15 protein-coding genes and 2 pseudogenes are annotated in these 13,959 nt (G+C 51.4%); 8 read left to right on the forward strand and 9 right to left on the reverse strand.

Annotated features, from left to right (window positions below; genetic code table 11):
• Together ACUU1I_RS15825 and glxK are read left to right on the forward strand one after the other, a co-directional pair.
• A pseudogene (locus ACUU1I_RS15825) lies at window positions 1-204 on the forward strand (uracil/xanthine transporter); the annotation flags it as partial.
• A gap of 21 nt (window positions 205-225) precedes the next feature.
• Window positions 226-1,371 carry a glycerate 3-kinase gene (glxK, locus tag ACUU1I_RS15830; RefSeq protein ID WP_005066591.1) on the forward strand — a complete coding sequence of 382 codons (1,146 nt, stop codon included), beginning with the start codon at window positions 226-228 and terminating at the stop codon, window positions 1,369-1,371.
• A gap of 227 nt (window positions 1,372-1,598) precedes the next feature.
• On the opposite strand, the gene allE is transcribed toward glxK, so the two are convergent.
• On the reverse strand, window positions 1,599-2,384 hold the full coding sequence (gene allE, locus ACUU1I_RS15835) for a (S)-ureidoglycine aminohydrolase (RefSeq protein WP_000540996.1): 786 nt from the start codon (window positions 2,382-2,384) through the stop codon (window positions 1,599-1,601).
• 10 nt (window positions 2,385-2,394) lie between these two features.
• Window positions 2,395-3,627, reverse strand: a complete 1,233-nt coding sequence (gene allC / locus ACUU1I_RS15840; protein WP_024260233.1) for an allantoate deiminase — start codon at window positions 3,625-3,627, stop codon at window positions 2,395-2,397.
• 2 nt (window positions 3,628-3,629) lie between these two features.
• Here allC and ACUU1I_RS15845 point away from each other — a divergent pair.
• Both ACUU1I_RS15845 and ACUU1I_RS15850 read left to right on the forward strand, forming a co-directional pair.
• Window positions 3,630-4,277 (forward strand): annotated as a pseudogene (locus tag ACUU1I_RS15845) (DUF2877 domain-containing protein); the annotation flags it as partial.
• A complete protein-coding gene (locus tag ACUU1I_RS15850; RefSeq protein WP_000855390.1) occupies window positions 4,274-5,167 on the forward strand; it encodes a carbamate kinase in 894 nt (297 codons plus the stop codon). The pseudogene ACUU1I_RS15845 and the gene ACUU1I_RS15850, both read left to right, overlap by 4 nt.
• Before the next feature lie 136 nt (window positions 5,168-5,303).
• Here ACUU1I_RS15850 and purK read toward each other — a convergent pair whose 3' ends face one another.
• From purK to ppiB, 4 genes are all read right to left on the reverse strand, one after another.
• A complete protein-coding gene (gene purK, locus ACUU1I_RS15855; RefSeq protein ID WP_000815547.1) occupies window positions 5,304-6,371 on the reverse strand; it encodes a 5-(carboxyamino)imidazole ribonucleotide synthase in 1,068 nt (355 codons plus the stop codon).
• Complete coding sequence (purE, locus tag ACUU1I_RS15860; protein WP_005052935.1) at window positions 6,368-6,877, reverse strand: 5-(carboxyamino)imidazole ribonucleotide mutase; 510 nt, start codon at window positions 6,875-6,877, stop codon at window positions 6,368-6,370. Before purE ends, purK begins: the two co-directional genes overlap by 4 nt.
• A 117-nt stretch (window positions 6,878-6,994) precedes the next feature.
• A complete protein-coding gene (gene lpxH, locus ACUU1I_RS15865; RefSeq protein WP_000212252.1) occupies window positions 6,995-7,717 on the reverse strand; it encodes a UDP-2,3-diacylglucosamine diphosphatase in 723 nt (240 codons plus the stop codon).
• 2 nt (window positions 7,718-7,719) lie between these two features.
• Window positions 7,720-8,214, reverse strand: coding sequence for a peptidylprolyl isomerase B (gene ppiB, locus ACUU1I_RS15870; protein ID WP_000256011.1), 495 nt, complete (start codon window positions 8,212-8,214; stop codon window positions 7,720-7,722).
• A gap of 173 nt (window positions 8,215-8,387) precedes the next feature.
• Between ppiB and cysS the strand changes: the two genes are divergently transcribed.
• Window positions 8,388-9,773, forward strand: coding sequence for a cysteine--tRNA ligase (gene cysS / locus ACUU1I_RS15875; protein WP_000912345.1), 1,386 nt, complete (start codon window positions 8,388-8,390; stop codon window positions 9,771-9,773).
• A 35-nt stretch (window positions 9,774-9,808) separates the two neighbouring features.
• Here cysS and ACUU1I_RS15880 read toward each other — a convergent pair whose 3' ends face one another.
• The 3 genes from ACUU1I_RS15880 to folD form a co-directional block, all read right to left on the reverse strand.
• Window positions 9,809-10,330 carry a metal-dependent hydrolase gene (locus ACUU1I_RS15880; RefSeq protein ID WP_001143547.1) on the reverse strand — a complete coding sequence of 174 codons (522 nt, stop codon included), beginning with the start codon at window positions 10,328-10,330 and terminating at the stop codon, window positions 9,809-9,811.
• A gap of 107 nt (window positions 10,331-10,437) precedes the next feature.
• Window positions 10,438-10,650 carry a ribosome-associated protein YbcJ gene (gene ybcJ, locus ACUU1I_RS15885; RefSeq protein ID WP_000190288.1) on the reverse strand — a complete coding sequence of 71 codons (213 nt, stop codon included), beginning with the start codon at window positions 10,648-10,650 and terminating at the stop codon, window positions 10,438-10,440.
• Between the two features lies 1 nt (window position 10,651).
• Window positions 10,652-11,518 (reverse strand): bifunctional methylenetetrahydrofolate dehydrogenase/methenyltetrahydrofolate cyclohydrolase FolD, encoded by an 867-nt coding sequence (folD, locus tag ACUU1I_RS15890; protein ID WP_000729155.1) that lies wholly within the window; start codon window positions 11,516-11,518, stop codon window positions 10,652-10,654.
• A 480-nt stretch (window positions 11,519-11,998) separates the two neighbouring features.
• Here folD and fimA point away from each other — a divergent pair, with 480 nt between their 5' ends.
• The 3 genes from fimA to ACUU1I_RS15905 form a co-directional block, all read left to right on the forward strand.
• Entirely contained in the window at window positions 11,999-12,541 is a 543-nt protein-coding gene (gene fimA / locus ACUU1I_RS15895) for a type 1 fimbrial major subunit FimA (RefSeq protein ID WP_000776555.1), read from the forward strand.
• 200 nt (window positions 12,542-12,741) lie between these two features.
• Complete coding sequence (fimC, locus tag ACUU1I_RS15900; protein WP_000988387.1) at window positions 12,742-13,434, forward strand: type 1 fimbria chaperone FimC; 693 nt, start codon at window positions 12,742-12,744, stop codon at window positions 13,432-13,434.
• 30 nt (window positions 13,435-13,464) lie between these two features.
• Window positions 13,465-13,959 (forward strand): FimD/PapC N-terminal domain-containing protein (locus tag ACUU1I_RS15905; RefSeq protein WP_280237580.1); only part of this gene is annotated, 495 nt, incomplete at its 3' end.

Consider the following 13,959-nt stretch of genomic DNA (forward strand, 5'->3'; position numbering starts at 1 on the left):
AGCCAGCAAATAACGTTTACCGAGCGCAATATTTATCGACTCGCATTGCCGTTATTTGTCGGCATATTTTTAATGGCATTACCGCCTGTGTATTTGCAAGACCTTCCATTAACGCTTCGTCCTCTGCTCAGTAACGGCTTACTGGTCGGAATTTTACTGGCTGTTCTTATGGATAATCTTATTCCGTGGGAACGCATCGAATAATTTGTTGAAAAAGGATTGATAATGAAGATTGTCATTGCGCCAGACTCTTTTAAGGAGAGCTTAAGTGCAGAAAAATGTTGTCAGGCAATTAAAGCCGGGTTTTCGACCCTCTTTCCCGATGCGCACTATATCTGTTTGCCGATAGCGGATGGCGGCGAAGGGACGGTGGATGCGATGGTCGCCGCGACGGGTGGCAACATCGTGACGCTTGAAGTCTGCGGGCCGATGGGCGAAAAAGTGAATGCTTTTTATGGCCTTACCGGAGACGGGAAAACAGCGGTGATTGAGATGGCGGCAGCAAGTGGCCTGATGCTGGTCGCGCCTGAAAAGCGTAATCCGTTGCTGGCCTCCAGTTTTGGTACGGGGGAGTTAATTCGCCATGCGCTGGATAACGGCATTCGCCATATTATTCTCGGCATTGGCGGCAGTGCGACGGTCGACGGCGGTATGGGCATGGCGCAGGCGCTTGGTGTGCGTTTCCTTGATGCCGACGGCCAGGTGCTGGCGGCTAACGGCGGCAATTTAGCGCGCGTGGCAAGCATTGAGATGGAGGAATGCGATCCGCGTCTGGCGAACAGCCATATTGAAGTGGCATGTGACGTTGATAACCCGCTGGTAGGGGCACGCGGCGCGGCGGCGGTATTTGGCCCGCAAAAAGGGGCAACGCCGGAGATGGTTGAAGAGCTGGAACAGGGGCTGCAAAATTACGCCCGTGTTTTACAACAGCAAACTGAAATTAATGTCTGTCAGATGGCGGGCGGCGGCGCTGCGGGCGGTATGGGGATTGCGGCGGCGGTATTTCTCAATGCGGATATTAAACCGGGCATTGAGATTGTGTTGAATGCGGTCAATCTTGCGCAGGCGGTGCAGGGGGCAGCACTGGTGATCACCGGGGAAGGGCGCATTGACTCGCAAACGGCAGGCGGTAAAGCGCCGCTGGGCGTTGCGTCGGTGGCGAAGCAGTTTAATGTACCGGTGATTGGGATTGCTGGTGTATTGGGTGATGGCGTGGAAGTGGTGCACCAGTACGGCATTGACGCGCTATTCAGCATTTTGCCTCGTCTGGCACCTTTAGCCGAAGTGCTCGCCAGCGGTGAAACCAATCTCTTCAACAGCGCGCGAAATATTGCCTGCGCCATTAAAATAGGTCAGGGAATTAAAAACTGACTCTTGCCTTTAAAGCGGATGCGATTTATTTCGTATAAGAGCGCAGTACTCATGCCGGATGCGGCATGAGTACTATATCCTTCCTGAAAATCGCGCAAATTCTATATATTGCAGAGGTCATGTAGGCCTGATAAGCGAAGCGCATCAGGCAATGTTACAAAAAAAGCCACGGTATAAACCGTGGCAAAATCCAACATAGCTAAAAATAATCAGGCGAGTGGTATGACTTAAATCTCTACGTCGCGGTTGCAATCTTTCGAGTAAATATAGCTGAACGCTTCACCACGCCCTACGCCATAACCAGCCTGTAAAGAATAAGCGCCCATAAAGATGTAATCGCCTTTTTTCACCGGGATCCAGTTATTGTCGAGGTTATAAACCCCCTGACCGGAAAGAATATAGGCACCATGTTCCTGAACGTGTGTTTCGATATAACCGTGGCTGGCACCTGGTGCAAAAGAGAGGATATGCATGTTCATATCAAAACCTAACTCTTTGGGCAGAAAATCCAGCAGGATCACATCATCCATACCTTCATAGTGAATGCGTTCCAGTTCGCTGGCATTGCCAGAAACCAGCCACGGTGCATGGCCTTCTACCGGAACATAGCGGCGCTTATATAAAAAGATTTGGCTGTCTTCGGCCTGGGCGTTAACAAACGTCATTAAGGAGCCTGGTGGGCAATAAAGATAGCCACCTTCGCTTAAGGCAAATGTTTTGCCTTCGGCTTTGGCAGTGATATTTCCAGAGATCACATACAGGAACGTTTCAATGCCTTCGCCACCGAAGCCCTGTTGGTTGCCACCGTTTTGATGCAGTGTGACCAGATAATCAACAAAAGAGGCACCCAGCTTTGGCGTGGAGAGGATTGTCGCGTCACAATTTTCAAAGCCCGGAATAATATTTTTTACCAGACCATCCGGGGTTAACAGTGCGAAATTACCGTGTTTAACAATCGCACGGTTAGCCAGTAAATCTTCGCGGTAACCGGTGACGTTATTTAAATATCCCATTTATGACTCCTTATTTCTGCCAGGCAAGTTGATAAAGCATGAGTGCCAACGTTTTGACCCCTTCGGCAAGGTCAGTAATATTGGTGCGTTCCGCCGGGTTATGGCTGATCCCGTTGATGCTGGGGATAAAAATCATGCAGGTTGGTACGCGAGGCGCGAAAATTTGCGCGTCGTGCCCGGCACCACTGTGCATCACCCGGTAATTCAGTTTTTCTCTTTCACACAATTCTGTCAGGGTGGCGACCAGCTCCTTATTCATCGGCACGGGTTCTTCGTCCATCCATAAATCGATATCAATACCAATGTCCATTTCATCGCAAATCGCCCGCATGTCGTTTTCTAACTGTTGGGTGAAATCGCGCAGCACGGCAGCGTCGGTATGACGACAATCAATGGTGAACGTGGTTTTACCCGGCACCACATTTACCGTATTCGGGCGCGGCTCTACTTTGCCAAAGGTCAGAACCAGCGGATCGCCCATCTTTTTCGCTTTTTCGATCGACTGATGGCAAATGCGACTGAAAGCGTAAACCGTATCACGACGATAACCCATCGGCGTGGTGCCTGCATGGTTTGACTCGCCGTTCAGCGTCACCGTATAGCGACGCTGCCCGACAATTGCATTCACCACGCCAATTGATTGCCCATTACTTTCCAGCACACAGCCCTGTTCAATATGCAGTTCAACAAAGGCTTTTATATCCTGACGCGGAGTTAGTGGGGCGTTAGGCAGAGTAAATCCGCAAGCCTTCATCGCATCGGCAAAACTATTTCCTTTGGCATCACAGATATTCCGCACGTCGTCAGGATTCGCCAGCCCAAAGATATTTTTACTGCCCCAGAAGACATACGGGAAGCGGCTGCCTTCTTCTTCTGCCATCGCCACCACTTCGACCGTACGTAACGGTGCGCCGTATTGCGTTTTCAACCAGTCAATTGCCAGCCACGCCGCCAGCGCGCCGAATTGCCCGTCGAGGTTACCGCCGTTAACCACGGTATCGATATGCGAACCGCTCAGAACCACTTCCTGTGGATATTCGGTGCCACTCAGGCGACCGTATAAATTCCCCACTTCATCGAAACGTGTTTCCAGCCCACTTGCTGCCATTCTTTTTTTAAATTGCTGCTGGGTTTCCAGCCATTCCGGCGAATAAAGTAAACGGGTCATCCCACCCGTTGGGTCAGCGCCAAAAGAGGAAAGCCAGGGCAGCGTTTCTTCTATAGCTTGACGGGAATGTGTAATTTCGCCGCACGCAATTCGATGCGTTATGCGGTGGATTATGCGGCAATGAACGACCACAGGTTGTGGCTAAAGGGATTCGCCTCGGGCGTTTCACGGTTAAACAGCCACAGCGTTATTGTTTGCTGCGTATTACGCCGCCTTCGCATCCTCAACCGCTTGCAGCTGCATGGATGCAACGCGCGGAGGAAACCGGACTTTTCGGGCCACTGGCGATGGCGGCAAGCGATCCGCTGCCCGCTGAATTACGCCAGTTTCGTCACTGTTTTCAGGCCGCGCTCAATGGCGTTAAGACCGACTGGCGGCACTGGCTGGGTAAAGGCCCCGGATTAACGCCAAGTCATGATGACACGTTGAGCGGAATGCTGCTGGCGGCCTGGTATTATGGCGCTTTAGATGCGCGCGCCGGTCGCCCGTTTTTTGCCTGTTCCGACAATCTTCAACTCGTTACCACAGCGGTGAGCGTCAGTTATTTACGTTATGCCGCGCAAGGATATTTCGCCTCGCCACTCCTGCACTTTGTCCATGCTCTGAGTTGCCCGAAACGTACCGCTGTTGCGATTGATTCGCTGCTGGCGCTGGGGCATACGTCAGGGGCAGATACGCTGCTGGGGTTCTGGCTTGGCCAACAATTATTACAAGGAAAACCATGAAAACACTGGTTGTAGCTCTTGGGGGCAACGCCTTACTCCAGCGCGGTGAGGCGCTGACGGCGGAAAATCAATATCGCAATATCGCCAGTGCTGTACCCGCGCTGGCACGCCTGGCCCGTTCTTATCGGCTGGCGATTGTTCACGGCAACGGGCCGCAGGTGGGGCTGCTGGCGTTACAGAATCTGGCGTGGAAAGAGGTAGAACCGTATCCGCTGGATGTGCTGGTGGCGGAAAGCCAGGGGATGATTGGCTATATGCTGGCGCAGAGCTTGAGCGCACAGCCGCAGATGCCGCCTGTTACGACGGTGCTGACGCGCATTGAGGTTTCGCCTGATGATCCGGCGTTTTTGCAGCCAGAGAAATTTATTGGTCCGGTTTATCAGCCAGAAGAACAAGAGGCACTGGAAGCGGCTTACGGCTGGCAGATGAAACGTGATGGTAAATATTTGCGCTGGGTGGTGGCGTCTCCGCAACCGCGTAAAATTCTCGACAGCGAAGCCATCGAGTTGTTGCTCAAAGAGGGGCATGTGGTGATTTGCAGTGGCGGCGGCGGTGTGCCTGTGACGGAAGATGGGGCAGGGAGTGAAGCGGTGATTGATAAAGATCTCGCCGCTGCGTTGCTCGCCGAGCAGATTAATGCCGATGGACTGGTGATCCTCACCGATGCTGATGCGGTATATGAAAACTGGGGAACGCCGCAGCAACGTGCCATTCGCCATGCCACACCGGATGAGTTAGCGCCATTTGCCAAAGCCGATGGTTCGATGGGGCCGAAGGTAACGGCGGTGAGTGGTTATGTCAGAAGCCGTAGTAAACCCGCGTGGATTGGGGCGTTATCGCGAATTGAAGAGACGCTGGCGGGCGAAGCGGGGACCTGTATTTCGCTGTAGTGATGAGAGCATCCGGCAATCGGTGCACCATGCCTGATGCGACGCTTGACGCGTCTTATCAGGCCTACAATGGGTACCGGAGCGGTAAGCCGGATAAGGCGTTTACGCCGCATCCGGCAATCAAATGAGCACCTGCTTAACTGAACTTACTCTGCGCCCAAATCACGCCGCTGGCATACTCTGGCGGCAGCAGCGGGATTAAGGCTTCCAGCGTCGCAGTCAGACGCGATGTGTCGCTGTCGGTCAAATTCAGATGCCCCACTTTACGCCCCGGACGGACTTCTTTGTCGTACCAGTGCAGATGCACCAGCGGCAATTTCAGCCAGTCATAATTCACATCGCTACCAATCAGATTGATCATCACCGACGGATTATTCACTACTGGTTGCGGTAACGGCAGATCGGTAATCGCCCGCAGATGCAGCTCAAACTGGCTGATGCTGGCACCGTTTTGTGTCCAGTGACCGCTGTTATGCACACGCGGAGCCAGTTCGTTGATCAGCAGACCTTGCGGGGTGACAAAACACTCCATCGCCATCACGCCCACATAGCCCAGCTCCTGCATAATCGCCGACAGCATCTCTTCGGCTTGCGCCTGCTGCTGTGCGTTGGCCTGCGGAAAAGCGACGCTGGTGCGCAAAATACCGTCCTGATGCAGGTTATGCGTCAGCGGATAAAACACGGTGCTGCCATCAAAGCCGCGCGCGCCAACCAGCGATACTTCACCAGAGAAGTTAATGCCCTGCTCGACAATACATTCACCGTAACACTCTGCCGGTAACTGTTCGGTTTCATTGGCGCGTAAACTCCATTGACCGCGACCGTCATAGCCACCAGTGCGACGCTTAACAATCGCCAGTTCACCTAAACGATCAAACACCGCAGGCCACTCGCTGCGATCGGCAAGTAACTGCCACGGCGCGGTCGGCAGGTGGAGCTTATCGAAAAGCTGTTTCTGAGTCAGACGGTCAGCAATAATCGGGAACACATCGCGGTTCACAAAGGCCGGATGACGCGCCAGCTCGCGGGTTAATGCGGTTTCCGGCCAGCGTTCGATCTCAGCGGTAATCACGCTTTGTTGAAAAGGCACCGCCGCCGGTTCAGCGTCCAGCCCGACCGGCCAGACAGCAATGCCTAACGGTTCGCCTGCCTGACGCAGCATACGGCCTAACTGCCCGTTACCGAGGACGCAAACCTGTTTCATGCCGCACCTCGCGGGTCCGGGTTTTCCAGCACTTCGTCGGTCTGGGCTTTGCGCCAGCCATTCAGACGCTGGTGTAGCTCTTTATCGTGAGTCGCGAGAATTTGTGCTGCCAGTAATGCCGCGTTTGCCGCGCCAGCTTTACCAATCGCCAGCGTACCCACCGGAATGCCGCGCGGCATTTGTACGATGGAGTAGAGGCTATCGACACCGCTCAGTGCGGCGCTCTGTACTGGCACGCCCAGCACCGGCACCAGCGTTTTGGCGGCAATCATGCCTGGCAGGTGCGCTGCGCCGCCTGCGCCCGCAATAATCACCTGATAACCGTTCTCTTCGGCGCTTTCGGCGAAGCTGAACAGTTTATCGGGGGTGCGGTGAGCAGAAACCACTTCAACGTGGTGCGGGACATTCAGGATTTCGAAGATTTCGACGGCGAACTGCATGGTAGCCCAGTCGCTTTTGGACCCCATCACGATGGCGACACGCGCCGGATTATTGCGGGAAGACATGCGTCTTAAAACTCCTGTGGTGCACAACTCTCGGCTTTAGAGGGCACAGAGAATAGCACGGAAAGAGAGCAAGGAAAACGGTTGCGTGGCTGTGAAATCAGCAAAGTTGTGGGTTTTTTAAAACGGAAAATGAATCAGCTCAACGTCATCCGCCGTGACTTTCACCATCGAACCTTCCGTATGCCAGGCACCCAGTACCACGCGAAAAGCAGGTTGCTGGTTGGCGATAAGTTCATGCACCGCCGGGCGATGGGTATGCCCGTGGATTAGCCATTGCACCTGATGTTTTTCCATCGCACTGACCACAGCGTTTTGGTTAACGTCCATGATCGCCAGCGATTTACTGCTGTTGGCTTCTTTGCTGTTCGCGCGCATTCGCGCGGCAATGCGTTTGCGCACAAACAACGGCAGGGCGAGGAATAGCATTTGCAGCCAGGGTTTGTGGACTTTGGCGCGAAAAGCCTGATAACCCGCGTCATCGGTGCACAGCGTGTCGCCATGCATAATCAACACCCGGCGACCATAAAGTTCGAGCACCTTTTCTTCCGGCAATAATGTCATGCCGCTTTCACGGGCAAAGCGTTTGCCGAGCAGAAAATCACGGTTGCCATGAATGAAATAACAGGGAACGCCGGAATCGGACACCGCTTTGATCGCTGCCGCCATCTGGCGATGGAGTGGGTTGGGATCGTCGTCGCCAATCCATGCTTCAAACAGATCGCCAAGAATATACAGCGCGTCGGCCTTGCGGGCTTCCCCCGCTAAAAAACGCAGAAAACCGGCGGTGATCGCCGGTTCTTCCACGCAGAGATGAAGATCTGCAATAAAGAGTGTCGCCACGATTACTCGCTAACGGTCACGCTTTCAATGATAACGTCTTCTTTTGGCACGTCCTGGTGCATACCGTTACGACCGGTTGCAACACCTTTGATTTTGTCTACCACGTCCATGCCGTCAACCACTTCAGCAAACACGCAGTAGCCCCAACCTTGCAGGCTTTCGCCAGAGAAGTTCAGGAAGTCGTTATCAACCACGTTGATGAAGAACTGTGCAGTTGCAGAGTGCGGAGCCTGAGTACGTGCCATTGCCAGCGTACCACGGGTATTTTTCAGGCCGTTGTTGGCTTCGTTTTTGATCGGTTCTTTGGTGGCTTTTTGTTTCATGCCAGGTTCAAAACCGCCGCCCTGAATCATAAAGCCGTTGATAACACGGTGGAAAATGGTGTTGTTGTAAAAACCTTCGCGGCAGTAGTCCAGGAAGTTTTTAACTGTTTCAGGTGCTTTATTGTCAAAAGTTTTGATGACAATATCGCCGTGATTGGTGTGGAAAGTAACCATTTTTGCATCCTGTTCCGTTTGATTGGTGCTTCAACCCAGTTCGGGTCATATATAGGGTGGTGTTATAGCATAACCGCACGATCGGATCATCACGCAATGTATGCTGATTCGCGCGGGAAATATGGGTATTATACGCAACTCAATTACCCACACATGTCTAAACGGAATCTTCGATGCTAAAAATCTTCAATACTCTGACACGCCAAAAAGAGGAATTTAAGCCTATTCACGCCGGGGAAGTCGGCATGTACGTGTGTGGAATCACCGTTTACGATCTCTGTCATATCGGTCACGGGCGTACCTTTGTTGCTTTTGACGTGGTTGCGCGCTATCTGCGTTTCCTCGGCTATAAACTGAAGTATGTGCGCAACATTACCGATATCGACGACAAAATCATCAAACGCGCCAATGAAAATGGCGAAAGCTTTGTGGCGCTGGTGGATCGCATGATTGCCGAAATGCACAAAGATTTTGATGCTTTGAACATTCTGCGCCCGGATATGGAGCCGCGCGCGACGCACCATATCGCAGAAATTATTGAACTCACTGAACAACTGATCGCCAAAGGTCACGCTTATGTGGCGGACAACGGCGACGTGATGTTCGACGTCCCGACCGATCCAACTTATGGCGTGCTGTCGCGTCAGGATCTCGACCAGCTGCAGGCTGGCGCGCGCGTTGACGTGGTTGATGACAAACGCAACCCGATGGACTTCGTTCTGTGGAAGATGTCGAAAGAGGGCGAACCGAGCTGGCCGTCTCCGTGGGGCGCGGGTCGTCCTGGCTGGCACATTGAATGTTCGGCCATGAACTGCAAGCAGCTGGGTAACCACTTTGATATCCACGGCGGCGGTTCAGACCTGATGTTCCCGCACCACGAGAACGAAATCGCGCAGTCCACCTGTGCCCATGATGGTCAGTATGTGAACTACTGGATGCACTCCGGAATGGTGATGGTTGACCGCGAGAAGATGTCCAAATCGCTGGGTAACTTCTTTACCGTGCGCGATGTGCTGAAATACTACGACGCGGAAACCGTGCGTTACTTCCTGATGTCGGGCCACTATCGCAGCCAGCTGAACTACAGCGAAGAGAACCTGAAGCAGGCGCGTGCGGCGCTGGAGCGCCTCTACACTGCGCTGCGCGGCACAGATAAAACCGTTGCGCCTGCCGGTGGCGAAGCGTTTGAAGCGCGCTTTATTGAAGCGATGGACGACGATTTCAACACCCCGGAAGCCTATTCCGTGCTGTTTGATATGGCGCGTGAAGTGAACCGTCTGAAAGCAGAAGATATGGCAGCGGCGAATGCAATGGCATCTCACCTGCGTAAACTTTCCGCTGTATTGGGCCTGCTGGAGCAAGAACCGGAAGCGTTCCTGCAAAGCGGCGCGCAGGCAGACGACAGCGAAGTGGCTGAGATTGAAGCGTTAATTCAACAGCGTCTGGATGCCCGTAAAGCGAAAGACTGGGCGGCGGCAGATGCGGCACGTGACCGTCTTAACGAGATGGGGATCGTGCTGGAAGATGGCCCGCAAGGGACCACCTGGCGTCGTAAGTAATTGCGCAATTGCCGGATGCGAGTTTTCGCATCCGGTTATCGTCTGCGCCACCACAACATTCCCATCAGTAGCATCCCCGGCAACCACACCCACATCAATTCGGAAATAATCACCTGATGCCCGTACGCTGTGGTGTAACGAGACAATGCAAACGGCGCGACTTTAATCACCTGCCAGGGAGCGAAAAAGCGTTCATCTGACCACGGCCACAGCCAGCCAACGCCCTTACCGCCAGTGGTTACCGAATCCAGTAAGCTGTGCGATAGCAACGAGACGGTTAAAAACAGCCAGCAGCGAATCAGCCCAGCCCTGAACCATCGACGTCCAATCAGCACACATAAGAGCGGGACAACAAACGCAAACACCAGCGAATGGGTAAACCCGCGATGACCAAAAACATTGCCGTAAGCAACGCCAAATTTAAACGACAATACGTCGGCATCGGGCAGCATCGCTAGGATGATTCCGGCAAATAACAGACGCGGAGGGATGACTTTCGAACCCAACCCTAAACCAATGCAAAGGGGAACGGCGGCGTGCGTAATAACGGTTGGCATGATGGTCGCTTCGGCAAAATGTCGATGCTATCAGCATGGATGAACGGGGCGTAGAGGGCAAAAGTCTGAAAAGAGAACCGGCCTGTTGATACAGGCCGGGAAAGGGATCAGGCAACAACCTGTACGCTGTGTCCTGCAAAACTCACTGTCTGACCGGCGACGATTTTGCAGCGTTTGCGCGTTTCAACCGCACCGTCGACTTTCACCTGGCCTTCGGCAATCGCGATTTTCGCCTGCGCGCCGCTTTCGCTCCAGCCTTCCAGTTTCAGCAAGTCGCACAGCTCAACGTGCGGATGTTTACCTAAAGAAAATGTCGCCATGTTACTCACCCTGTGGATCATGATATTCAACGCACGCCTGTAGCGTGTTTTCAATCAGCGTGGCAACCGTCATCGGGCCAACGCCGCCGGGAACAGGCGTAATGTATGAGGCGCGTTTAGCCGCGTCTTCAAACACGACGTCGCCCACAACTTTGCCATTTTCCAGACGGTTGATGCCGACATCAATCACAATTGCGCCTTCTTTGATCCAGTCACCGGGAATAAAGCCTGGCTTGCCAACGGCAACGATCAACAGATCGGCATTTTCTACGTGATGACGCAGATTTTTAGTGAAGCGGTGAGTCACGGTGGTGGTGCAACCTGCGAGCAACAGTTCCATGCTCATTGGGCGACCGACGATATTCGATGCGCCAATCACCACGGCGTTGAGGCCGAAGGTATCAATGTTGTAACGCTCAAGCAGCGTGACGATACCGCGCGGGGTGCAGGGACGCAGACGCGGCGCGCGCTGGCACAGACGACCGACGTTGTAAGGATGGAAACCGTCCACGTCTTTGTCCGGATGAATACGTTCCAGCACTTTGACGTTATCAATACCCGCCGGTAACGGCAGTTGAACCAGAATGCCATCGATGGTGTTGTCGGCATTCAGCGCATCGATAAGCTCCAGCAGCTCCGCTTCGCTGGTGGTTTCCGGGAGGTCATAAGAGCGGGAGACGAACCCGACTTCTTCACAAGCCTTGCGTTTGCTTGCGACATAAATTTGCGATGCAGGGTTACTACCCACCAGCACAACGGCCAGTCCTGGTGCCCGCAGTCCGGCTGCAATACGAGCCTGAACTTTTTGAGCAACTTCAGAGCGCACCTGCTGCGCAATCGTTTTACCGTCAATAATCTTTGCTGCCATCAGAGAGAGGATTCCATCTGTTACGTAGGTCGAAGGGGATGCGTCTATTTTGTCAGAAGCGGGGCGCGCTGTCAGGTTTCGTTTCAGATTTATCGCGTGAAGCGACCTCTTGCGAAGGTTAGGCGCACCGTCGCTGAGGTCGCTGAGATTGAAAGCTTCATTTTTCGTACATGATGGCGTTGTAAATCTGGAACTGATTTATTTCCTTGTTTAAGGATTAAGATAATTTAAGAAATACCTGACAATATAAAAAGAATTTTCAGCCTGGTAATTTACCGCTTCAGGTCTATATTTGTGTTGAATATATTTTGCGCGGAAGTATTCATCTAACGGGGCTCTCTATTTTTTAGAATAGAGTGCATATTTTCAATTAAGACATTCTTAGAGGATAAAAAGGAATTTTACTACTATCAGTGTCTTAAATAAAGTAATCGGTTATATACGGATGTGGAGTCGATAAATGAGATTGAAGGAATATATATGAAATTAAGATTTATTTCGTCTGCGCTGGCTGCCGCACTATTCGCCGCTACGGGTAGTTATGCTGCCGTTGTAGATGGCGGTACAATTCACTTTGAAGGCGAACTGGTGAATGCTGCCTGTTCAGTGAATACTGACTCGGCAGACCAGGTTGTCACACTCGGTCAATATCGTACCGATATTTTCAATGCTGTTGGTAATACCTCTGCATTAATTCCATTCACCATTCAGTTGAACGACTGCGATCCTGTTGTTGCCGCTAATGCTGCCGTTGCATTTTCTGGTCAGGCTGATGCAATCAATGATAATTTATTGGCCATTGCATCCAGTACAAATACAACAACAGCAACGGGTGTCGGTATTGAAATACTTGATAATACATCCGCAATTCTCAAACCTGATGGGAATAGCTTCTCAACCAACCAGAACTTGATCCCCGGGACCAACGTTCTTCATTTTTCTGCACGTTATAAAGGCACCGGTACAAGTGCATCAGCAGGGCAAGCAAATGCTGACGCGACTTTTATTATGAGATACGAATAATCAAAACCACGTTGTTTTGAATTATATATCACGTCTTATAACAAAGTAATGTACCGGTTGTCTGAAGCGGTATGGTGGCAATGTAAATCGAAACCACGTTCACTTTGTATCATGCCGCTTTATTAAATGAAAAGGGAATGATGTGTTGTAAGAAGCCAAAGCAATCTTTTGCCGTCAGGAATACACAAGGCGTATTAACTATGATGACTAAAATAAAGTTATTGATGCTCATGATATTTTATTTAATCATTTCGGCCAGCGCCCATGCTGCCGGAGGGATCGCATTAGGTGCCACGCGTATTATTTATCCCGCTGATGCTAAACAGACTGCGGTATGGATTAAAAATAGCCATACCAATGAGCTCTTTCTGGTCAATTCGTGGATTGAAAACAGCAGCGGTGTAAAAGAAAAGTCATTCATCATTACACCGCCACTATTTGTTAGTGAACCCAAAAGCGAAAATACTTTGCGTATTATTTACACCGGTCCACCGCTGGCGGCAGATCGTGAGTCTCTGTTCTGGATGAATGTTAAGACGATCCCTTCGGTAGATAAAAATGCATTGAACGGCAGGAATGTTTTGCAACTGGCGATTTTATCGCGCATGAAATTATTTCTCCGTCCAATTCAATTACAAGAATTACCCGCAGAAGCGCCGGACACACTCAAGTTTTCGCGATCCGGTAACTATATCAATGTTCATAATCCATCACCTTTTTATGTCACCCTCGTTAACCTGCAAGTGGGCAGCCAAAAGTTGGGGAATGCTATGGCGGCACCCAGAGTTAGTTCACAAATTCCCTTACCCTCAGGAGTGCAGGGAAAGCTGAAATTTCAGACCGTTAATGATTATGGTTCAGTAACCCCGGTCAGAGAAGTGAACTTAAACTAACCGAATCATCTGACAATATCAGAGCTAATTATGAAAATACCCACTACTACGGATATTCCGCAGAGGTATACCTGGTGTCTGGCCGGAATTTGTTATTCATCTCTTGCCATTTTACCCTCCTTTTTAAGCTATGCGGAAAGTTATTTCAACCCGGCATTTTTATTAGAGAATGGCACATCCGTTGCTGATTTATCGCGCTTTGAGAGAGGTAATCATCAACCTGCGGGCGTTTATCGGGTGGATCTCTGGCGTAATGATGAGTTCATTGGTTCACAGGATATCGTATTTGAATCGACAACAGAAAATACAGGTGATAAATCAGGTGGGTTAATGCCCTGTTTTAACCAGGTACTCCTTGAACGAATTGGCCTTAATAGCAGTGCATTTCCCGAGTTAGCCCAGCAGCAAAACAATAAATGCATCAATTTACTGAAAGCTGTACCTGATGCCACAATTAACTTTGATTTTGCAGCGATGCGCCTGAACATCACTATTCCTCAGATAGCGTTGTTGAGTAGCGCTCAC

The organism is Shigella sp. SIG3, assembly GCF_053555855.1.